The organism is Shewanella sp. SP2S2-4, assembly GCF_031932025.1.
GTDB lineage: Bacteria > Pseudomonadota > Gammaproteobacteria > Enterobacterales > Shewanellaceae > Shewanella > Shewanella baltica.
Genome location: NZ_JAUOER010000010.1, coordinates 132,870 through 154,355, shown reverse-complemented (window position 1 = coordinate 154,355; position 21,486 = coordinate 132,870). Strand labels below are relative to the sequence as shown.

Genomic DNA, 21,486 nt, shown 5'->3' with positions numbered 1-21,486 from the left:
ATAAGCAAATGTTTATGCCCATTAAGCGAGAACGTCTACCCCTTGGGCTAGCAGCATTTCGGTCAGTAAAATCAGTGGTAAGCCAACCAAGGTATTAGGATCGCGACCTTCAAGCTCGGTAAATAACGCGATACCTAAGCCTTCGCTCTTAAAACTGCCCGCGCAATAATAGGGCTGTTCTTTTTCTACGTAGGCGACAATTTGCGCATGGCTAAGATGCCTGAAATGCACCGTAAAGGGTTCAACCTCGGCGGCCATGGCGCCCTTTTCGGCGTTGTAGAGTGCAAGACCCGTATAAAAGGTGATGGTTTTACCAGAGGCTTGGGTGAGCTGCGCGACGGCATTATCAAAATGATGGGGCTTACCGATAATCTTGCCATCAATGACGGCAACTTGATCGGAGCCAATAATCAGCCCATCGGGGAATTGTTCTGCACCTGCGACGGCTTTTGCTTTGGCTAATCGCAGCACTAAGGCATGGGCCGATTCATCGATATGCGCCGTTTCGTCAATATCAGGATTGCAGCATTCGAAGGGAAGACCGAGTTTTTGCAGTAAAGACTGTCGGTATACAGAGGTCGAAGCTAAGATTAATGGGGTTGGCATAATAGGATATCCGCAAAAGAGTGACTCATATTGTGACCAATCTGCGCTAGAGAGTGCAAGAGTTTCGTCTTTTACGGTTTCTTTTCCGTGAATGCGACTATTTTAGTCGGCTTATGCTTGTATGCGACCTCGTGCTTGGGTACTATTTCGCTTCCGTCAATTTCAATGTTGGAGCTGGAGAAAGGCTTAAGTCGCAAACTGGGACTTAAGTTAGAATTTTTTCTTTGACTCTAGCGTTTTCAAACTATAATATGCGCGCCTTATGCAAACAGTAAAGATACCGGTTTCAATTGATCCATTTCGCGCCGCCTCGAGTCGCCTAGTTTATCAGGGCGTTGTTCCTGGTGTGCAATTGAAAAGATTAAATGAGTTATGTGCCGGCGACTGTTCCGATGTGGCAGTGTCGCTTGAATGTGGCGTAGATTTACAGGGGATAGTCTACCTGAAAGGGAAGGCTGTGACGGAGCTCACTCTGATATGTCAACGTTGCATGACGCTATTTACCACTGAGGTTACGGTCGAGTTTTGCTTCGGTCCATGCCGGACTAAGGCAGAAATCGATGAGCTCCCGGATGCGTATGACCCAATTGAGTGCAATGAAATTGGCGAAGTGCGTCTACATCAATTGATCGAAGATGAATTGATAGTCGCTATGCCGATAATCCCAATGCATCAAGAAATTGATTGCAGTGCTGGATCTAAAGACATGGTTGTAGGCGAGATCGAACCCGCTCATGAGGAGCGTCCAAATCCGTTTGCAGTGTTAGAAAAACTGAAGAGCAAGTAATCTAGGAGACAGGCCAATGGCTGTACAACAGAACAAAAAATCACGTTCAAAGCGCGGAATGCGCCGTTCACATGACGCACTGAGCACTGCTCAGCTGTCTGTAGACGCTACCAGCGGTGAAATCCATATGCGTCACAATGTGACTGCAGATGGCTTCTATCGCGGTAAAAAGGTAATCAACAAGTAATTTGTTGGTTTCCTAATGACGAATCTGACGCTTGCGTTAGATGCAATGGGTGGTGATCATGGCCCCCACGTCACGGTGCCTGCAGCCTTGCGGGCACTAAAATTACATTCTTTTCTTAAAATCATTTTAGTCGGTGACAAGACTGAAATTGATGTCTATCTACGTCAAACCGAAGCAAATCTACTTTCACGCATAGAAATCATTCATACCGATGAAGTCGTTAGTATGTCCGATCGACCTGTGCATGCTTTGCGTACACGTAAAAACAGTTCCATGCGATTGGCGATTGAGTTAGTGCGTGACGACCGCGCACAAGCGTGTGTGAGTGCCGGTAACACAGGTGCGTTAATGGCAATGGCGAAAGTATTGCTGAAGACCTTGCCTGGTGTTGATCGACCCGCATTAGTCAGTTGTTTACCTGCGGTGACTCAAAAACCGGTTTATTTGTTGGATTTGGGCGCGAATATTTCCTGTGACTCGGAAACCTTATTTCAATTTGCCGTGATGGGCTCAGTCCTGTGCGAAGCGGTAGATAAGAAATCTCGGCCAAAAGTCGCTTTGCTCAATGTGGGCATTGAAGAGATTAAAGGTAACGATCAAGTTCAGCAAGCGGCGCAGTTACTGCAACACACAGAACAAATCAATTACACGGGTTTTATCGAAGGGGATGAAATCTACTCCGGTAATGTGGATGTGATTGTTTGTGATGGGTTTGTGGGTAACATCACGCTTAAAACCTCTGAAGGCATTGCCAAATTATTGGTACATCAGTTAAAACGGGGACTAACCCAAGGTTTATTTGTTCGTTTTCTGGCTAAACTTATCGCCCCACGTATTCAGGCGGTCCTTAGTCAGATGAACCCCGACCACTATAACGGTGCAAGTCTGATAGGATTGCGCGGAATAGTTGTAAAAAGCCATGGAAACGCGGATGAAACTGCCTATTTACAAGCAATTAGTTTGGCAGTAACGGAAGCTCAACGTCGACTCCCTGAAATGATAAAAGATCGTTTGGAGTCGATTCTTTTAGATATAAATAACTGATCCCTCCTTATGCATACAAAAATTCTCGGAACTGGTAGTTATCTGCCAGTGCAGGTGCGTAGCAATCAAGATTTGGAAAAAATGGTGGAAACCAGTGACCAATGGATTGTTGAACGTACAGGTATATCAGAACGTCGCATTGCGGCCTTCGATGAAACCGTTTCAACTATGGGCTACCAAGCGGCACTCAAAGCGCTGGAAATGGCTGGCATAGAAGCATCAGATTTAGACATGATCGTTTGCGGCACCACCAGTGCCCCCAATGCTTTTCCAGCAGCGGCCTGTGAAATCCAAGCCATGCTTGGCGTGCATACCATTCCAGCATTCGACATCGCTGCGGCTTGTTCAGGCTTTGTTTATGCTTTATCTGTTGCCGACCAATTTGTTAAAACGGGCGCTGCTAAAAAAGTATTAGTGATTGGTGCCGATGTGCTGTCTCGCCTATGTGAGCCAGAAGATCGTTCAACGATTATTTTATTTGGTGATGGTGCGGGCGCTGTTGTGATTGGCGCATCTGAAACGCCAGGGATCATTTCGACCCACATTTATGCCGATGGTCGCCAAGGCGACTTATTGAAATGCGCATTTCCACCACGTAAAGGCGAAATCTCAGAAGCGGTCGGCTTTATGACCATGAAAGGTAACGATGTCTTTAAAGTGGCTGTGACTCAATTGTCCCATGTTGTGACAGAGACTTTGCGCATCAACAATATCGATAAGTCAGAAATTGACTGGTTAGTCCCACACCAAGCTAATTTCCGTATTATTAATGCCACCGCGAAAAAGCTCGATATGAGTCTTGATAAAGTCGTATTGACCTTAGCTAAACACGGTAATACCTCGGCGGCCTCTGTGCCTATCGCATTAGATGAAGCCGTGCGTGATGGCCGTATTCAGCGTGGGCATCTACTGCTGCTCGAGGCCTTTGGTGCTGGTTTTGCGTGGGGCAGTGCGCTTATCCGCTTCTAAGCTCTACATGTGTTTCCACATGATTTTCAATAAATTAAGTTAGCCATAGGTAATTTGAATATGGAAAATGTTGCTTTTGTATTTCCAGGCCAAGGTTCACAAGCCCTAGGCATGTTAGCCGAGCTTGCCGAATCACACGCCGTTGTTGGGCAAACCTTTGCCGAGGCGAGTGACGTCTTAGGTTATGACCTGTGGGCATTGGTTCAGCAAGGTCCCGTTGAAAGCTTAAATGAAACCGATAAAACCCAACCAGCCCTATTAGCGGCGAGCGTGGCGATTTGGCGTGCCTACGTGGCTTCAGGCAAATCTATGCCGGCCATGTTAGCGGGTCACAGCCTAGGCGAATATTCTGCTTTAGTGTGCGCCGGTGTGATGGATTTTAAAGACGCAATTAAGTTGGTGGAATTACGCGGTCAGCTGATGCAGCAAGCGGTTCCCGCTGGCACAGGCGCCATGTATGCCATTATTGGGTTAGACAATGACGGTATCGCCAATGCCTGCGCCGAAGCGGCTCAAGGTGACGTGGTGAGCCCTGTCAACTTCAACAGTCCTGGTCAAGTGGTTATCGCGGGTCAAAAAGACGCCGTTGAGCGCGCTGCTGCAGCTTGTAAAGCTGCGGGTGCTAAAATGGCGGTGGCTTTACCTGTCAGCGTGCCATCACACTGCGCATTAATGAAACCTGCGGCGGATAAACTGGCCGTGGCATTAAATGATGTACAGTTTAATGCCCCAACGATTACTGTGATTAATAACGTTGATGTGGCATCACCCACCTCTGCTGATGACATTAAAGATGCATTAGTACGTCAGTTATATTGTCCTGTCCGCTGGAGCGAAACTGTTGAGCTAATGGCCCAAAAAGGCATTACCCAACTGGTGGAATGTGGTCCTGGTAAAGTATTGACAGGATTAGCAAAACGAATTAATAAATCACTATCAGCCCAAGCGGTTAATGATGTTGCTTCATTAGCAGCATTAACTGAGTAAGGAGTTTATATGAGTTTCAACCTGAATTTAACAGGCAAAGTGGCTTTGGTGACTGGTGCGAGCCGCGGTATTGGCCGTGCGATCGCTGAAACACTGGTCGAAGCCGGTGCAGTGGTTATTGGAACCGCAACCAGTGAGAAGGGCGCTGCGGCGATCCAAGAATATCTGGGTGACAAAGGTTTTGGTTTAGTGCTTAATGTCACAGATAGTGAATCTGTTACACATTTATTCGCCTCGATCAAAGAAAAAGCCGGTGATGTTGATATTCTAGTCAACAACGCGGGTATAACCCGTGATAATCTGCTGATGCGGATGAAAGATGATGAATGGCAGGATATTATCGACACTAACCTGACATCGTTATTTAGACTATCAAAACCTGTGATGCGTACCATGATGAAAAAGCGCTTTGGCCGAATCATCAATATCGGTTCAGTGGTAGGCACCATGGGCAATGCAGGTCAAGTTAACTACTCGGCAGCAAAGGCGGGTTTGATTGGATTTACAAAATCTCTTGCAAGAGAGGTTGCATCTCGTCAAATTACAGTTAATGCTATCGCTCCTGGATTTATCCAGACCGATATGACAGATGAGCTGACCGAAGAGCAGCAAAAAGCTATCATGTCACAGGTTCCGATGGAACGATTAGGGCAAGCGCAAGAAATTGCGAACGCAGTGCTCTTCTTGGCCTCGGACTCAGCCGCTTACATCACAGGCGAAACTTTGCATGTGAATGGCGGCATGTACATGGTTTAAGGGCGAATGGCAGGGATTTCTGTCGCAACTGAGTAGTGATCTGTATCAATTGATAGTGAAATTTCGTGGTTAGACCACGAAAACTAAGCTTGCATTGTCAGCCAAATCTAATAAACTACTCGCAATCTTACGCAAGTGCGTAATTTGAATAGGAAAGAAAACTAATGAGCAACATCGAAGAACGTGTAAAGAAAATCATTGTAGAGCAACTGGGCGTTAAAGAAGAAGACGTTAAGCCAGCGGCATCTTTCGTTGACGATCTGGGTGCAGATTCTCTGGACACTGTTGAGTTGGTTATGGCTCTGGAAGAAGAGTTTGATACCGAGATCCCTGATGAAGAAGCTGAAAAGATCACTACTGTTCAAGCAGCGATCGACTACGTTTCTAAGAATCAGTAATTCTGAATTCTTGAAGACAGGCGGCATTTTTGCCGCCTGTTTTTGTTTTACCCCCGTCAAATTCTGTCTCCGTGCCATTCAATCGTCTCTGGATCGTGTTTTAATTGTTATCCACGAGATGCTCGCCGCAGATTGGCGAATTTTTCTAAATAAAGTTATTTAAGAAATTGTCTAATGATAGAAAGCCTTGTTTTATCTATCAGAACTAAAAAATTTAGCATTTAAAGGTGACTGCCGTGTCTAAACGTCGTGTAGTGGTAACCGGTTTGGGGTTAGTAACTCCAGTGGGCAATACTGTCGATACTACTTGGAAGGCTTTGCTTTCGGGTAAGAGTGGTATTGCACCGATAACCAAATTTGATGCCAGTGAATTTACCACTCGTTTCAGTGGTTCAGTAAAAGATTTCGATATTGAGCAATACTTAACGAAAAAAGATGCCCGTAAGATGGACCTCTTTATTCAATACGGTATGGCGGCTGGCATTCAAGCTATCCAAGACTCAGGTCTGGATATGAGCAAAGAAAACCCAGGTCGTGTCGGTACTGCTATTGGTGCAGGTATGGGCGGTATGTGGTTAATTGAACAAAACCACAGCGCATTGATGAATGGTGGCCCGCGTAAGGTTTCTCCTTTCTTTGTACCTAGCACTATCATCAATATGATTTCGGGCCACTTGTCGATCATGTTTGGCATGAAAGGACCCAATTTCGCCGTGACGACCGCTTGTACTACGGGCGTGCACAATATCGGTTTTGCGGCGCGTACCATTGCCTATGGCGATGCAGACGTGATGGTTGCGGGCGGTGCTGAGGATGTCACTTCTCCTTTAGGCGTGGCAGGTTTTGGTGCTGCGAAAGCATTATCGACACGCAATGACGATCCGACTGCGGCAAGTCGTCCATGGGATAAAGACCGTGATGGTTTTGTGATCGGTGACGGTGCGGGTGTGATGGTGATGGAAGAGTACGAACACGCTAAAGCGCGCGGTGCGACCATTTACGGCGAGTTAGTCGGTTTTGGTATGAGCGGTGATGCTTTCCACATGACATCGCCTCCAAGCGACGGTGCTGGCGCTGCTGCGGCTATGGTCAATGCCATTAATGACGCTAAGTTATCACTGGAGCAAATTGGCTATATCAACGCCCACGGTACGTCAACGCCTGCGGGTGATAAAGCGGAAGCGGCAGCGGTTAAGTCTGTATTTGGCGATCACGCCTATAAAGTACTGGTTAGCTCGACTAAATCGATGACGGGTCACCTCTTAGGTGCTGCAGGTGCAGTTGAAGCGATTTTCACCTTACTAGCACTGCGCGACCAAGCTGTTCCGCCAACCATCAATTTGGATAATCCAGATGAAGGTTGTGATTTAGACTTTGTTGCTCATACTGCCCGTGACGTGAAGATGGATTACGCTCTGTGTAATTCCTTCGGTTTTGGTGGGACTAACGGTTCATTACTGTTTAAGAAAGTGTAAAACTTGCATTGATAGTGCAAAAAAACAGTGAAGAAATGCGCCTGAGGGCGCATTTTTTATGGATAAAATCCATTGAGATTGTGAATTGAGTAGCATTATTTTACGCCTTTATTGTGATAAGAATCACTTTCTAACTACCTGATATCCATGACGTTAACCTTTGTTCATCAAGCTTGTTTAATTCTATTGGCCACAGATAATGACAGATATATTTAATCTTGATGGAGTGTGTCATGTTAAACCCTGCGGTGATCCCGCTTGTCCCCCTCATCGGCGCATTAACGGCCAATCTGACCGAATTGATCCGCGGTGAATTTAAAGTTTGGCATCCTAACATGGACATAGGGATCAAGACTTTTACCTTAGCAATAGCCGCTTACGTGGTCGTCTGGTTTGCCTTATTGGTGACGGCGATTAATGTTGGTGGCGACAGCAATATGTCCTCGGGTCTCGAAGTGCTAGGTTTCTTCATGCTTGGCTTAGGTGTGTACACTTTTGCAAAGGTCACTCGCTTTGTCAGCAGCGCGCTACAGCTATGGCTTTACCGTTTAGCCTTGCCGAGTTTACTGCTTTGCTGCGTGCTTATTAGTCACTTTGGTTAAATCGAATTCTTTGGCGAGGCCAATCGTAATTATCTTTACGCTATTGGGGATTTCTATCGTAAACTCAGCTTATTGCACGAAGACATTGAGCCACAGTGGCTGAATAAGTTGAGGTTATATGGCTGGTATCGATAGACAAAGCACCCTGAGATTTTTGTCAGAGCCTGCGGATGTAAATTTTGGTGGTAAGGTCCACGGTGGCGCTGTGATGAAGTGGATCGATCTCGCGGCCTATGCCTGTGCAGCGGGTTGGAGCGGTAAATATTGTATTACTGCCTATGCGGGCGGGATTCGTTTTGTGCAACCCATTTTAGTGGGCAACATAGTCGAAGTCAGCGCTAAGGTGATTTATACGGGGAAAACTTCTATGCATATCGGTATCGATGTGCGGGCCGGTGATCCTAAAGTCTCTGAACGTCATCTCACTACCCACTGTATTGTGATCATGGTGGCTGTTGATGAACATGGCCAGCCTACGCCAGTGCCTGAGTGGATACCGCAAACTGAACATGATATTCATTTGCGCGATTCTGCGCTGCGCTTGATGGAAATGCGTAAAAAGATTGGCGCTGAAATGGAAGCCCATGTGGTGAAATAGCCCCATAAATTAAATCAACAAAGGCGCTTAAGGCGCCTTTGTTGTCTCTGCCGAAAAGTGCGTTTGCCTGTCGGTCCGATTTCAACCTGACGCTATGCGGGATGAATGCTAAACTGCCGCCATTATTTTTCACTGCCTATTTCCCTAAATAAACATCCGTAATTGAACCCATAGATTGAAACACTTACTGGCACTTTATTAGTATTTGTTGTTGAGGGTTTAGCGGTAACATATTGGGCAGACGAAATACAACTCGATTCAGCAATTTCTACTTGATTCACCTTGTTTACCTATTTGAGGATCACTTCATGGCAAAAGTCGCATTTATTGGTTTAGGCGTAATGGGATATCCCATGGCGAGGCATTTATTGAACAAAGGCCATGAGGTCACTGTTTATAATCGCACTTTTGCCAAGGCACAAACTTGGGTCGACACCTATGGCGGACGCTGCTGCCCAACGCCAAAGGAAGCGGCAGAGGGTCAAGATATTGTGTTTACTTGCGTGGGCAATGATAACGATCTGCGTGAAGTGGTATTAGGCAGTGATGGCGTTATTCATGGGATGAAAAAGGGCGCAGTGCTGGTTGACCATACTACGGCTTCGGCCGATGTCGCTCGTGAGCTTCATCAAGTGTTAGCGGAAAAGGGCATTGATTTCCTCGATGCGCCTGTGTCGGGCGGTCAAGCGGGCGCCGAAAATGGCGCCTTGACTGTGATGGTTGGCGGCGATGAAGCTGTGTTTGCCCGTGTTAAACCTGTGATTGAAGCCTTTGCCCGCTGCGCCGAGCGTTTAGGTGAGGTTGGTGCAGGTCAGTTAACTAAGATGGTGAACCAAATCTGTATCGCGGGCGTGGTGCAAGGTTTAGCTGAAGCATTACAGTTTGCGCGCAAGGCAGGACTCGATGGCGAGAAAGTCATTGAAGTGATTAGCAAAGGCGCGGCGCAAAGCTGGCAAATGGAAAATCGCTACAAGACGATGTGGGGCCAAAGCTATGATTTTGGTTTTGCCGTCGATTGGATGCGTAAAGATTTAGGCATCGCCTTAGAAGAAGCTCGCCGCAATGGTTCACACTTGCCATTAACCGCGTTAGTCGATCAATTCTATTCAGAAGTACAGGGCATGGGCGGTAACCGTTGGGATACGTCTAGCCTGTTAGCGCGCCTCGAGAAATCGGCGAAATAAGCTTATAAAACTTAGATTTTGCACTGATAAAAATGCCCAGTCCCGATTGCGTTGGCAAATCGGACTGGGCATTTTTGTGTGTATCGTTTTTGACTAGGATTTAGAACTAGATATTAAGCTCTCGATTTTAAGCTCCAGATTTTAAGCTCTAGATTTTAAGAACAGGATATTAAATCGTTAGTCTTTCCAGCAAATATGGGTCACTAAACTGTGGGTTTCACTTGGGGCAAGCACGACTTTATCTTCTAAAACATTGGCCGCTTCTAGGCAGACCATGGTCAAATAATCCTCTGGATTAAACCGGCCAAGGCGTTGTGACTTTTCAATCCATGGATTCCATAATACGGCGGATTGGCTGTTCTCGCGGCTGACTTCAATGATTCCCTGCGGCGTATGCAATAATTGCACAGGGCCGAGTTCGGTATAGACACGATCCGTCTCGCGATCAAAGCGCACTTCATCCGTAGTTTGCGGATAAGGCCCCTCGGCAAATTCGATGTATTTTGAGCCACTAAAACCGCTCGCTTTGAGTTGGTGGATATCCTCAATCGGAAAATAAGTGTGCAGCGCTTGGGTAAGCGTCACGGTTTCATCGCCTAGGTTGGTATTTACAAGGCTAATGCTTAGGGCATCGCCTAGGGTGAATAACACGCTGACCTGAGTGTTATGCGGCCAATAAATTTTATCTTGCTCACTGATTTTTAAGCTAAAACGTAAATCCACCAACTGATTACGCATTTCTACCGATTCCAGCGCCCAAATGCGGGTGCGGGCGAAACCGTGTTGGGGGAAGTTTGCTTCACTACTCATGCCAAACCAAGGCCAGCATACAGGCACACCGCCACGGATCCCATTACCGGGTTGATAATCGTCCGCCGATGAAACCCACAGTAAAGGTGGTTTTCCTACGGGTTGAAAATAGTCTATTTGCGCGCCCTGCAAAAAAATTCTTGCCTGACATAACGCCGTATTCACTTCGACATAATCGAGCCCGTTGGCGTGCTTTTTAGTAGTGACAGAACCCATAGTAGCAATATCCTTAACTCTGCTGGCATATCAGAAAAACAGGCAGTTAGCTTACAAAGTTTTCCGCGATAACATAAGGCTTTGTTGCGATCAATTTACGGTTTCGCTGTTCGTTTGTGTAAACAAAAGTCTTTGCTGGCCGTTGGAGTGCTTTCTTTTTCAGCAAATTTAGCTAAAGTGGTCAGAGCACCAAAGTGGTCAGATCACTTAGTTGAGTTGCAGTCTAACAAGAAAAGGGAAGCGATTATGCCAGTCTATCAAGCGCCGCTGCGCGACTATCAATTTATCCTCAATGAAATTTTACATATTTATCAGCAAGATGCTCTCAAGGGGTTCGATGAAATCGATCCAGATCTTGTCGATGCGATCCTGCAAGGTATGGCCGACTTTAGTACTGAAGTCATGCTGCCGCTCAATAGTGTCGGCGATCTGCAAGGCTGTAAATTGGTCGATGGCAAGGTGGTTACACCTGAGGGTTTTGATAATGCCTATCAGCAGTTTGTTGATAATGGCTGGCCAACGCTGACCTGCGATCCTGAATATGGCGGCCAAGGCCTGCCAGAAGTCGTGGGGATTTTTGCCACTGAGATACAAACGGCAACCAACATGGCCTTTGCCATGTATCCCGGTTTGACCCATGGCGCCTATGCCGCCATCCATGCCCACGGCAGTGATGCGCTTAAGCAAAAATATTTGAGTAAATTGGTTAGCGGTGAATGGACTGGGACAATGAATTTGACCGAGTCCCACGCCGGTACTGACTTAGCCTTATTACGCACCAAAGCCGTGCCAGTATCCGAAGGTGTTTTTGCTATCACTGGCGAGAAGATTTTTATCTCCTCAGGCGATCACCAACTCACCGACAACATAGTGCATCTAGTATTAGCCCGCTTGCCGGATGCGCCAGAAGGCGTGAAGGGTATATCTCTGTTTGCCGTGCCTAAAGTATTAGTGAATGGCGATGGTAGCCTAGGCGCGCCGAACACTTTATATGCCAGCGGCCTTGAACATAAGATGGGCATTCACGGTAACTCCACCTGCGTGATGGTGTTTGAAGCTGCGCTGGGCGAGCTTGTTGGCGAGCCGCACCAAGGACTGCGCGCCATGTTTACTATGATGAACCAAGCGCGTTTAGGCGTGGGCGTGCAAGGGCTGGGGGTCTCTGAGATTGCCTATCAAAATGCGTTAGCCTATGCCAAAGACAGATTACAGAGCCGCGCTTTAAGCGGTGCCAAAGCCCCAGAAAAAGCCGCCGATCCGATTTTGGTTCACGGCGATGTGCGCCGTATGTTGCTGTCGCAAAAAGCCTTTAATGAAGGCGCAAGAGCCTTAGTTGGACAACAAGCTTTGTGGCTCGATGAAGCTGAGCGCCATACCGATCCCGCCAAAGCGAAAGCGGCATCCCAGTTAGCAGCCCTGTTTACGCCCGTTGTGAAAGGTTTTATCACCAACCGCGGTTTTAATGCCTGTGTGGATGCGCAGCAAGTGTTTGGTGGACATGGTTATATCCATGAGTGGGGCATGGAGCAATTTGTGCGTGATAGCCGTATTGCGCTGATTTATGAAGGCACTAACGGCATTCAGGCGCTGGATTTAGTGGGTCGTAAATTGCTTAGCGACCGCGGCGCGGCGATGCAGCAATGGTCGGTTTTAGTGACTGAGTTTATTAAGTCACATAGCACCAATGCGGCGATGCAACCTTACGTGAGTGGTTTAATGGATTGTGCGGGTGATTTGCAAAAGGCTAGCGGTTATTTAGCTGCACAAGCTGCGACCAATCCTGACATTATCGGCGCAGCCTCTATGGCTTATCTGGAGTTGTTTGGCGTGACTGCACTGGCATGGATGTGGGCCAGAAGTGCCGCGGTGGCCTTAGCGGCGTTGGAGCAGGGCACCGAAGAAACCGCGTTTTACCAAGCTAAATTGAAAACCGCCGATTTCTATATGGCTTACTGGGCGGTGCAAGGTCGCAGTCTGCGTAAGCAAATTGAGCAGGCGAGTGAAATGCTAACGCAATTAGATGAAGCTATCTTTTAAGCATTCACTTATATGCTGAGTTAAGCCCTTGCTTAACAACAGTTCGAGAACAACCTAAAACCAGCGCATTGTCGCTGGTTTTTATTTTTATCCCACATTAACACTTCTATCTAAGGTCTGTGCGACTGAACCTCTGTTTCGTTTAAGTCATAACCAAATATCACAAGGATAATGTGAGCTGACGCTAACTATTTACCTAACAGATTTCACATTTATGTAAATTCAAATGATAATCGTTGTTATTCGTAAATCATTCTTTATAATGACGGCCAATTCGTTTGAATACATTTGTAAACCCTTTGGTTTATGCCATTTTTATGCGCTCGCGCTGGGGACATTCTGTGAAGACTCGTTTCGCCTACTCATTAATTGCACTTGCACTCGCTCAACATCAGTCGACATTCGCCGCTGAAACTGTACTCGATAAAGAGGCTCCACAGCAGACCTTGTCTACGAGTTCATCTGTTGCAAGTCCTGCACCGACTCAAGCCACGACCGATGAGGAGATAAAACTCGCAGCACCTGAGCGTATTGCCGTCCATGGCCGCGCGATGCAAATGTACGTCGATAAAGAAACCACGATTGGCACTAAGACGGCGATTAATGTGATGGAATTGCCGCAGTCGGTGCAAGTGCTGACCGAGCAGTTAATCGTTGACCAAGCGGCACGCAATATTACCGATTTATACCGCTCAATCGCGGGTGTGAGTGAGTTTAGTTATTCCGGCGTGACCTTTCGCGGTTTCCGCGACGATGCCAACGTTTTTTATGATGGGGTAAGGGGCGATCCCTATTCGGGATTTTCTGTGCCACAACTCTTTAATGTGCAGCGGGTTGAAGTGTTAAAAGGCCCTGCATCGGCACTCTATGGCGGCGGTGAACCTGGCGGCATGATTAACTATGTCACTAAAAAACCGACGTTTGTCGAGAGCAAAGAGCTGACCTTAAGCACGGGCAGCGAGGACATGATGGGGGGCTCGCTGGATTTCACTGGCGGCTTAACCCAAAATCTTGCCTATCGTTTTGGCGCCTATTATCAGCAGGAAGATAGCTTTCGCAATAATGCAGATAGCCAAAATGCCGAAGTGGCGGGTGGGTTACTCTACGAAATCAGTGATGATACTAAGCTCACCACCACTTTCGATATTATTAAGCAGGATTTAGGCGGCAATCGATTGCGCGGCGTGCCTGTCGATAATGACGGTAACTTCCTCGTTGCGCCATCCTATAATGCCAATGAGAAGAGTGACTTCCAGAAGATGGATGCGCTGGTGCTGCAATCGATTCTCGATCATCAATTTACCGATAATTTCTCGGTCAAGACGCAGATCCGCTATCTGAATAATGATTCCACGCAGCAATATCATGAATCGAGAGGTTGGGTCGATGTAAATGGTGATGGTAAAGCCAATAGTGCAGATGGCACCATTAAGCGTGAATACCGAGTGCAAGCACGGGCAAATGATGAAATCAGTTTAACCAATGATTTTGTTTATGCATTCGATGCCTTAGGTTTTGAACATGAGTTCCTGTTCGGTGGCGATTATCACTATGTGGAAACCGAGTACCATTACAAGCTCGCGACCAGCAAGGAAGGCGTGGGTAACCTAAATATTTTTGACCTTAACTATGGTGAGACGGATCCTAGTACCTATCAATTAAAAGACATGGATACCGACGGTACCCGTGCTAACCGTTTTGGCCTTTATGTGCAGGAACACTTGCACTTTAATGAACAGTGGTCATTGATTGCCGGTCTGCGTTTCAGCCAGTTTGACGATTATGATAAAAAGACCGGTTTCTCCTTCAGCGATAACGCGATAACGCCAAGGGCAGGGCTTAATTATCGCCCAATCGATTCAATGTCCTTTTATTTGAATTACTCAGAGAGCTTCAATCCAGCATCTTTAACCGATCAAGCACAAGATATTGCTGACGGTTTCCTCGATCCAGAAACGGGTAATCAAATTGAACTTGGGATGAAAAATGAGTGGCTTGATGGCCAGTTTATGACCACGCTCGCCGTATATCGCATTGAAAAACAAAATGTCGCTCAAGCTAACCCTTTAAATACTGGCGATGACGATGGCATTCCCGCTTTACTTAATTTGGGTGAAGTACACAGTCAAGGCCTTGAATGGACGCTGGTGGGGGATTTAACCGATAACCTGACCGTCACGGCAAACTATGCCTATAACGAGACTGAAGTGGTTAAAGGGGTGACGAACGACAATTTAACCAATACCTTCGACAGTAAGCACTTTGCCAATGCGCCGCGTCATCAAGCGGGAATATGGACTCGTTACGATATCAATGCAATCGATTCGGCGATTGCCTTTGGTATGGATTACGTGGGTGAACAGTTCAGCCTCGATGGCCAAACGGTGAAGCCCCATACGATTTTTGATATGAGCTGGACGACCCAGTGGGATCAAACTCAAGTTCGCTTAAATCTTAAAAATATCTTCGATAAAGAATATGCCGTCAGTGGTTTTAGTGAGCGTAATGGCCATTTCCCCGGTGAGCCGCGTAATATCACCCTTGAACTGAGTCATAAGTTTTAATGCATTGATGTGAAAATAGCTTGTTCGTTAAGGATGACGAACAAGCTAACCTGCCTAACCTTGTTCATCATTGCCATTATTTTTGCCAGTATTTGCTGTCGTTATCATCACCGGCTAATGCTTGCACACTATCTTAATAGTATTTTCCTATTAAGATGATAGCTTCTATCCGTTATCCTTTCTCATTCGTCTTGTTTAGACTCGCCTTATATGAACTATTCGATAAGGTTTCCCTATGCACGCAGTCAGCCACTTAGCCTCCAAAGACGCTCAATCTAACGCTAGCCCACAGGTGGCCCTGATTGCAGAAGGTGGTGGTCAACGCGGTATTTTCACCGCAGGCGTGCTCGATGCTTGGCTTGATGACGGCTTCGATCCCTTTGATTTATTTATTGGTACTTCTGCTGGCTCACAGAATCTCAGCAGTTTTTTGGCCCGTCAGAAAGGTTATGCCAAACGTTTGATCCGCGGTTTATCGCGCCATAAACGCTTCTATCGACTCGGTCGCGGGTTAGTTGGTGGCAATGTGGTCGATTTAGATTGGTATTTTGAGCAGACTCGACAAGGGATGTTCAAATTAGATCTTAATGCGGCGACAGCCTCACTCGGTCATCGGCAGTTACTTATCACAACTACGAATGCCAGTGATCGCAAGGGTTATTTTTTAAGTCCAAGCAGTAAAAGCCAGTGGCGCGAATTGCTTAAAGCTTCTAGCGCATTACCATTTCTGTATAAACAAGGGGTGAAACTCACGCCTTGGCTAAATGATAATGCCTGTAATAGTGATAAGGCCTGTAATAACGGTGCGGCTGAACATGGCGCCTCTGATAAGAGTGCCTCTGCTCACAGTGTAGCATCAAGCGAAGGTATCGACAGTGATTTTTATCTCGACGGCGGCTTAGCAGCGCCTTTACCTGTGCGTGAGGCCTATCGTCGTGGTGCCCGTAAAATTGTGGTGATCCGCACTGTGAGTGAGGATTTTCAGGCGCAATCGGCTTGGGTGCATAAACTTAAATCTTGGATTTGTGTTTCTGGCTTTTGCCCGAAAACCATAGATTATCTAGTGCAGCACGAACAAGCCTATCAGGATGAATTGGATTTTATGGCAAATCCGCCAGAGGATGTGGAGATAGTGCAGATTTTTGCCGCTGAAAATTTGCAGAGTAAGTTACTGGGTAGCACCGATGCCGATTTACGCCACGATTACCATGCGGGCATAAGTGCCGGAAAGCAGTTTTTAACCCAAGATCCGATGGCATTGACGCCGATGAATGTTCATTTTCACACTCAAGTGCAAACCAACGCTCACACTCAAACCCACTCTCAAGCTAACTCTCAAATCCAGCCATTTAGTGCGCTGTCGGCCTAGCTTGGTTGTTGAGCTAAGTTGCATTTGTTAAAGCCGCTTTTGTTTAAGTCATTAAGAAGTAAACAGCATCGAAATACAAAAGCCACCCTAGGGTGGCTTTTGTGGTTGGCTATCTTAACCAGTTTATCAATCCAGCTGATTCACTTAGCTTATTAATTTAGCGTATTAACCTAGCTTATCAACTGAGCACTTTAACGTTAGGCTATTAATAACTTGAGGTGTGCACTGAGCGTACTGCTCGGCCCGATGGGTCGATAATGCCGCGCAAGCTTTCGTCCCAAGCCAGCGCTTCTGGCGTTGAACAGGCGACGGATTTACCACCTGGAACCGTTTCTGCGGCGCCGCTCAATGGATAATGTTCCTCAAAGAAGCAGCGATAGAAATAGGCTTCTTTGGTCTCTGGGGTGTTGTATGGGAAACGGAATTTCGCGTTTGCCAATTGTAAATCATCCACCCGCGCTGCAGCTTGTTCTTTCAAACCGTCAATCCAAGAGTAGCCTACGCCGTCACTGAATTGTTCCTTTTGACGCCACGCCACTTCTTTTGGCAATTTATGCTCAAAGGCTTGGCGCAGAATGTGTTTCTCTATACGACCATCCTTAGACATTTTCGCTTCTGGGTTGATGCGCATCGCCACATCCATAAACTCTTTATCGAGGAAGGGCACACGGGCTTCTAATCCCCAAGCGGCCATGGCTTTGTTGGCACGCAGACAATCGAACAGATGCAGTTTATCAAGTTTGCGGACTAATTCCTCGTGGAATGCCTGTGCGTTTGGCGCTTTATGGAAGTATAAATAGCCGCCAAATAGCTCGTCAGCACCTTCACCCGATAACACCATTTTGATGCCCATGGCTTTGATTTTACGCGCCATTAAATACATAGGTGTCGCGGCACGTATGGTGGTGACATCGTAGGTTTCTAAGTGATAGATCACTTCTTTAATCGCATCTAAGCCTTCTTGGAAGGTGAAATGGATCTCATGGTGAATCGTACCAATGGCATCTGCGACTTTTTTGGCGGCGATTAAATCTGGCGCACCTTCAAGGCCGACGGCAAAAGAATGCAACTGTGGCCACCAAGCGTTGGTTTCTCCATCGTCTTCAATGCGGCGTTTCGCAAAGGTTTGCGTCACGGCGGAAATGATCGATGAATCTAAGCCACCTGATAGCAACACACCATAGGGCACGTCTGACATCAATTGGCGTTTAACCGCTGCTTCTAATGCATCACGTAATTCTTCTTGGCTGGCTGGGTTATCTTTAACCGCATCATAGCTTTGCCAATCGCGGCTATAGTATTTAACGGCTTCACCATCTTTTGAATACAGATACTGGCCCGGTAAGAACTCTTCTACGGTTTTACACACTGGCATCAGCGCTTTCATTTCAGAGGCCACATAGAAGTTACCCGCAGCGTCACGGCCTGTGTATAGCGGGATGATCCCCATGTGATCGCGGCCGATAAGGTATCTGTCTTGGGCTTTGTCATATAACACAAAGGCGAAGATACCGTTTAATTTATCAAGGAAGTCAGTGCCATATTCTTGATACAGCGCCAGAATGACTTCACAGTCAGAGTTGGTTTGATAGCTGTACTTATCGCCTAGCTGGGCTTTCAATTCTTTGTGGTTATAGATTTCGCCGTTGACCGCAAGGATCAAACTGCCATCTTCGGTTAGCAGTGGCTGAGCACCGTGTTCAATGTCAACAATTGCTAAACGTTCGTGGGCAAGAATTGCCTTATCACTGGCATAAATACCTGACCAGTCAGGGCCACGGTGGCGCATTAGCTTAGACATTTCTAGCGCGACTTGGCGCAGTTCTTTGGCATCAGATTGGATATCTAAAATCGAAAAGATTGAACACATAGTACAACTCCCACACTGTCTGTCATTTGAGGATGTCTCAATTGAGGTTTAATGTGCCAGCAATTTAGGTATTTGCCAAACACTATTTTTGATGTTTTATCTGTTTATTGGCGTTTTTGTTGATTTAGATGTTTATGTTTAATGCTTTTATTTGAGAATAGTTCATTTGATTTGCGTTATTTTTGATGATTTGTTTTTATTGTCTGATTTGGCGTGAGGGGTTTTGGGGAATTCACAATGTGTTTTAAAAAAGTGTCGATGACAGAAAAACCGTTAAAAAAGACCATAAATAATGAGTTGGCTCGTTTAAGTGTTTTATTTTTAATCAATTAATGCGCTGAGTTTGACATCAACCAATGGCATAAGCCTATTCAGAATGGTGTGGCAGGATGGATATTTCGCGATAAAGGTATTGTTTGTGAGCTAAAAACAAAAAAAGCACGTGAATGGTTCACGTGCTTTTCAATCTTGTCTGGCGCTTTGCCGTGCTGGCTGAGATGGCGCTTTATTTAGCTGGCGCTTTATTTAGCTGGCGCTTTATTTCGCAGGTGCGACTAGCGGGCGTCAATAAGAGACGACTAACCAAGTCGCCTCTCACAAGCTGTCACTGATACAAGCTGCTATTTTGTATCTGTCACAAGCGTCGTTTTAGCTGGGCGCAGGCTATTGAACTCTGTGCCTTGATAGTATCCCGGCCAATCTTTGCTGTTGCCCAAGGTGCGCGTGACTTGGTAGTAGATTTGCAAATCTTGCAGCGCGCCGCTTAAATCCCAGTCTTCATGGTATTCATCGCAGACATTGTGATAACAGCCTTTCATTGTGGCTTGCATCTGGGTTTTATAAGCAGCCGTGGCCTCATCAACGGGGTCGCTACCGCCGCCGGCAAAGACCGCTGGCACGCCCAGTTTGGCAAAGCTGAAATGATCTGAACGGAAGAAACCGCCCGAAGCGGGATTTTTTTCACCCATGGCGATGCGGTTTTGTTGTTTCGCCGCATCGATAAGGTAAGTTTCTAACTCAGACTTGCCTTTGCCGACAATCGTAAAATCATTGGTTTTGCCGTAGATATTGGTGCTGTCGAGGTTTAACACTGCCACGGTTTTGTCGATAGGATAAAGTGGATTGGCAGCGTAATAGCGCGAACCGAGTAAGCCCTGTTCTTCACCTGTGGTGGCAATAAAGGTGACCGAGCGCGCTAAACCGTGGCCTTGTTTCGCATTATCGGCTAATTGTCTGGCGATTTCGAGAATGCCGGCAGTGCCTGAGGCATTGTCCATGGCGCCGTTGTAAATCTGATCGCCTGCTTTCGTCTCGTCTTTACCTATGTGATCCCAATGGGCGGTGTAGTGGATTTGCTCGTCGGCTTGTGTGCTGCCGGGGAGTGTGGCGACTACGTTGTAGCTATTTGCGTATTCGGCTTTATTTTTAAAGGCGATACTGGCAGTTTGCTCAAGGGGGACATTGATTGGGCTGTCGGCGGCGCGCGCCATCAAGCTCGGCAGTGATAAACCCGCTTTATCAAACAGTTGGGTTGCTGCATCCAATGTAAGCCAGCCTTCGACTTGGATACGGCTATCTTGTTCTGCTTTACTGAGGACCAGATCTTGCTGTGGTCCAGTCCAGCTATTTTCTACCACAGACCAAGGATAAGAGGCGGGTTCAGTATCATGGATGATCAGCGCACCAAGGGCGCCTTGACGGCTGGCCTCTTCAAACTTATAACTCCAGCGGCCGTAATAGGTCATGGCTTTACCATTGAACTTACCCGAGTCAGGGCGGGCAAAGCCGGGATCGTTAACTAAGATCACTGCAATTTTGCCTTTCATGTCGAGATCTTGGTAATCATTCCAACCATATTCGGGTGCGTTCACTCCATAGCCGACGAAGACTAATGGTGCGTTCTCAATACTAATACCACCGTTATCGTGGCGACTGCTGAGCACCAGATCTTTTCGGTATTTAAAGGGTAATCCTGCCAGCGTGACTTTCTGCGCTTCATCTGCGGTATAGCTGACCATAGGCACAGGTTGCAAAAAGCTGCCTTGGTACGCGCCCTTGAGTCCCATCTCTGTAAAGGCTTTAGTCAAATAGTCCAAGGTGAGTTTTTCACCGTGAGTGGTCGGCGCACGACCTTCAAATTCATCGGATGACAGGGCTTTAATATCATTTCTAAAGCGCGCTTCATTAAACTGCACGGGTTTGAGTTCAGCTAAGGTGCTGTTGCTATCAGGCTGTGATGCATTCGGACTACAGGCACTGAGCATAGCCAGCGCACAGAGTGGATACAGACGTCGCATAGGTTAATCCTACTGTTGTTTTAATTAAGGAATTTTAGATTTCTGTTAATCAATCAGAAGCGAGACTTATCATGAAGCAAGCCGCAGCGAGCCACAAGGCTGAGCGGCAGGTGAATGTGTTACTTAATGTTGCTTTACCCTATGCAATACGCCTTTGGGCTGGGCGTGTTGCATGGGTAATGTTGGAATGGCTAGCTAGCAAGAGTGGCTACGCAGGGTTAGACAAAGGTTTAGATAATTGTTTAAACAACATCGATGTCGCCCGCGCACGCGAATACATGATTTGGGCGGAACGGTTCTTTGTCGATATCTTCAAGTTTACTCACGCCACTGGTGACCAGAATGGTTTCAAGCCCCGCTTGGAAGCCCGCTAAAATATCGGTACGCATATTGTCGCCGATGATGACAGTGTCTTCCGAGTGCCCATCAATATGATTTAGCGCTGAGCGAATGATCCATGCGCTCGGTTTACCCACGTAGAAAGGTTTTTTACCGGTAATACGCTCGATTGGCGAACATAAAGCGCCACAGGCTGGGCTGTAAGCTGGGCCATGAGTGTCAGGGTTGGTGGCAATAAAGCGGGCGCCACCTGCCACAAAAGCTGCAGCTTTATGGATCATTTCCCAATTGTAGGAGCGGGTTTCACCGACAATCACAAAGTCAGGGTTGATATCGGTAATGGTTAGCACCCGACTTGTGGGGCTTAACCCTTACTATAACAAGAATACGC

18 protein-coding genes and 1 pseudogene are annotated in these 21,486 nt (G+C 46.8%); 14 read left to right on the top strand and 5 right to left on the bottom strand.

What is annotated here, in order from left to right:
- Positions 1–21: 21 nt before the first annotated feature.
- Positions 22–606: a nucleoside triphosphate pyrophosphatase gene (locus tag Q4Q54_RS10450; protein WP_311988403.1), complete on the bottom strand. Its 585-nt coding sequence runs from the start codon at positions 604–606 to the stop codon at positions 22–24.
- A 262-nt stretch (positions 607–868) separates the two neighbouring features.
- On the opposite strand from Q4Q54_RS10450, the gene yceD reads away from it, so the two are divergent.
- From yceD to Q4Q54_RS10395, 11 genes are all read left to right on the top strand, one after another.
- Positions 869–1,393, top strand: a complete 525-nt coding sequence (yceD, locus tag Q4Q54_RS10445) for a 23S rRNA accumulation protein YceD (protein WP_006087468.1) — start codon at positions 869–871, stop codon at positions 1,391–1,393.
- 16 nt (positions 1,394–1,409) lie between these two features.
- Positions 1,410–1,580, top strand: coding sequence for a 50S ribosomal protein L32 (rpmF, locus tag Q4Q54_RS10440; protein WP_006081226.1), 171 nt, complete (start codon positions 1,410–1,412; stop codon positions 1,578–1,580).
- Between the two features lie 15 nt (positions 1,581–1,595).
- Complete coding sequence (gene plsX, locus Q4Q54_RS10435) at positions 1,596–2,624, top strand: phosphate acyltransferase PlsX (RefSeq protein WP_220592683.1); 1,029 nt, start codon at positions 1,596–1,598, stop codon at positions 2,622–2,624.
- Between the two features lie 9 nt (positions 2,625–2,633).
- Entirely contained in the window at positions 2,634–3,593 is a 960-nt protein-coding gene (locus Q4Q54_RS10430; RefSeq protein ID WP_311988402.1) for a beta-ketoacyl-ACP synthase III, read from the top strand.
- Between the two features lie 60 nt (positions 3,594–3,653).
- A complete protein-coding gene (gene fabD / locus Q4Q54_RS10425) occupies positions 3,654–4,580 on the top strand; it encodes an ACP S-malonyltransferase (RefSeq protein WP_311988401.1) in 927 nt (308 codons plus the stop codon).
- Between the two features lie 9 nt (positions 4,581–4,589).
- Positions 4,590–5,336, top strand: a complete 747-nt coding sequence (gene fabG, locus Q4Q54_RS10420) for a 3-oxoacyl-ACP reductase FabG (protein ID WP_006081230.1) — start codon at positions 4,590–4,592, stop codon at positions 5,334–5,336.
- A 164-nt stretch (positions 5,337–5,500) separates the two neighbouring features.
- Positions 5,501–5,734, top strand: coding sequence for an acyl carrier protein (gene acpP / locus Q4Q54_RS10415; protein WP_006081231.1), 234 nt, complete (start codon positions 5,501–5,503; stop codon positions 5,732–5,734).
- A 236-nt stretch (positions 5,735–5,970) separates the two neighbouring features.
- Entirely contained in the window at positions 5,971–7,209 is a 1,239-nt protein-coding gene (gene fabF / locus Q4Q54_RS10410; RefSeq protein WP_311901069.1) for a beta-ketoacyl-ACP synthase II, read from the top strand.
- 233 nt (positions 7,210–7,442) lie between these two features.
- Entirely contained in the window at positions 7,443–7,811 is a 369-nt protein-coding gene (locus tag Q4Q54_RS10405; protein WP_311901068.1) for a hypothetical protein, read from the top strand.
- 118 nt (positions 7,812–7,929) lie between these two features.
- The gene (locus Q4Q54_RS10400) at positions 7,930–8,409 is read left to right on the top strand and encodes an acyl-CoA thioesterase (protein WP_006087464.1); all 480 of its coding nucleotides are present in this window, start codon (positions 7,930–7,932) and stop codon (positions 8,407–8,409) included.
- 308 nt (positions 8,410–8,717) lie between these two features.
- Complete coding sequence (locus Q4Q54_RS10395; protein WP_012088891.1) at positions 8,718–9,593, top strand: NAD(P)-dependent oxidoreductase; 876 nt, start codon at positions 8,718–8,720, stop codon at positions 9,591–9,593.
- A gap of 177 nt (positions 9,594–9,770) precedes the next feature.
- Here Q4Q54_RS10395 and Q4Q54_RS10390 read toward each other — a convergent pair whose 3' ends face one another.
- Positions 9,771–10,619, bottom strand: coding sequence for a D-hexose-6-phosphate mutarotase (locus Q4Q54_RS10390; protein ID WP_311988400.1), 849 nt, complete (start codon positions 10,617–10,619; stop codon positions 9,771–9,773).
- A 246-nt stretch (positions 10,620–10,865) separates the two neighbouring features.
- On the opposite strand from Q4Q54_RS10390, the gene Q4Q54_RS10385 reads away from it, so the two are divergent.
- The 3 genes from Q4Q54_RS10385 (at position 10,866) to Q4Q54_RS10375 (ending at position 16,589) form a co-directional block, all read left to right on the top strand.
- Positions 10,866–12,656, top strand: a complete 1,791-nt coding sequence (locus tag Q4Q54_RS10385) for an acyl-CoA dehydrogenase C-terminal domain-containing protein (RefSeq protein WP_311988399.1) — start codon at positions 10,866–10,868, stop codon at positions 12,654–12,656.
- A 317-nt stretch (positions 12,657–12,973) separates the two neighbouring features.
- A complete protein-coding gene (locus Q4Q54_RS10380) occupies positions 12,974–15,220 on the top strand; it encodes a TonB-dependent receptor (RefSeq protein WP_311988410.1) in 2,247 nt (748 codons plus the stop codon).
- 235 nt (positions 15,221–15,455) lie between these two features.
- Positions 15,456–16,589: a patatin family protein gene (locus Q4Q54_RS10375; RefSeq protein WP_311988398.1), complete on the top strand. Its 1,134-nt coding sequence runs from the start codon at positions 15,456–15,458 to the stop codon at positions 16,587–16,589.
- A 205-nt stretch (positions 16,590–16,794) separates the two neighbouring features.
- Here Q4Q54_RS10375 and asnB read toward each other — a convergent pair whose 3' ends face one another.
- The 3 genes and pseudogenes from asnB to Q4Q54_RS10360 all read right to left on the bottom strand — a co-directional run.
- Positions 16,795–18,459, bottom strand: coding sequence for an asparagine synthase B (asnB, locus tag Q4Q54_RS10370; protein WP_006087458.1), 1,665 nt, complete (start codon positions 18,457–18,459; stop codon positions 16,795–16,797).
- A 620-nt stretch (positions 18,460–19,079) separates the two neighbouring features.
- Positions 19,080–20,756 (bottom strand): M28 family metallopeptidase, encoded by a 1,677-nt coding sequence (locus Q4Q54_RS10365; RefSeq protein WP_311988397.1) that lies wholly within the window; start codon positions 20,754–20,756, stop codon positions 19,080–19,082.
- Positions 20,757–20,998: 242 nt separating this feature from the next.
- Positions 20,999–21,439: pseudogene (locus Q4Q54_RS10360) on the bottom strand (HAD hydrolase-like protein); the annotation flags it as partial.
- Positions 21,440–21,486 lie beyond the last annotated feature (47 nt).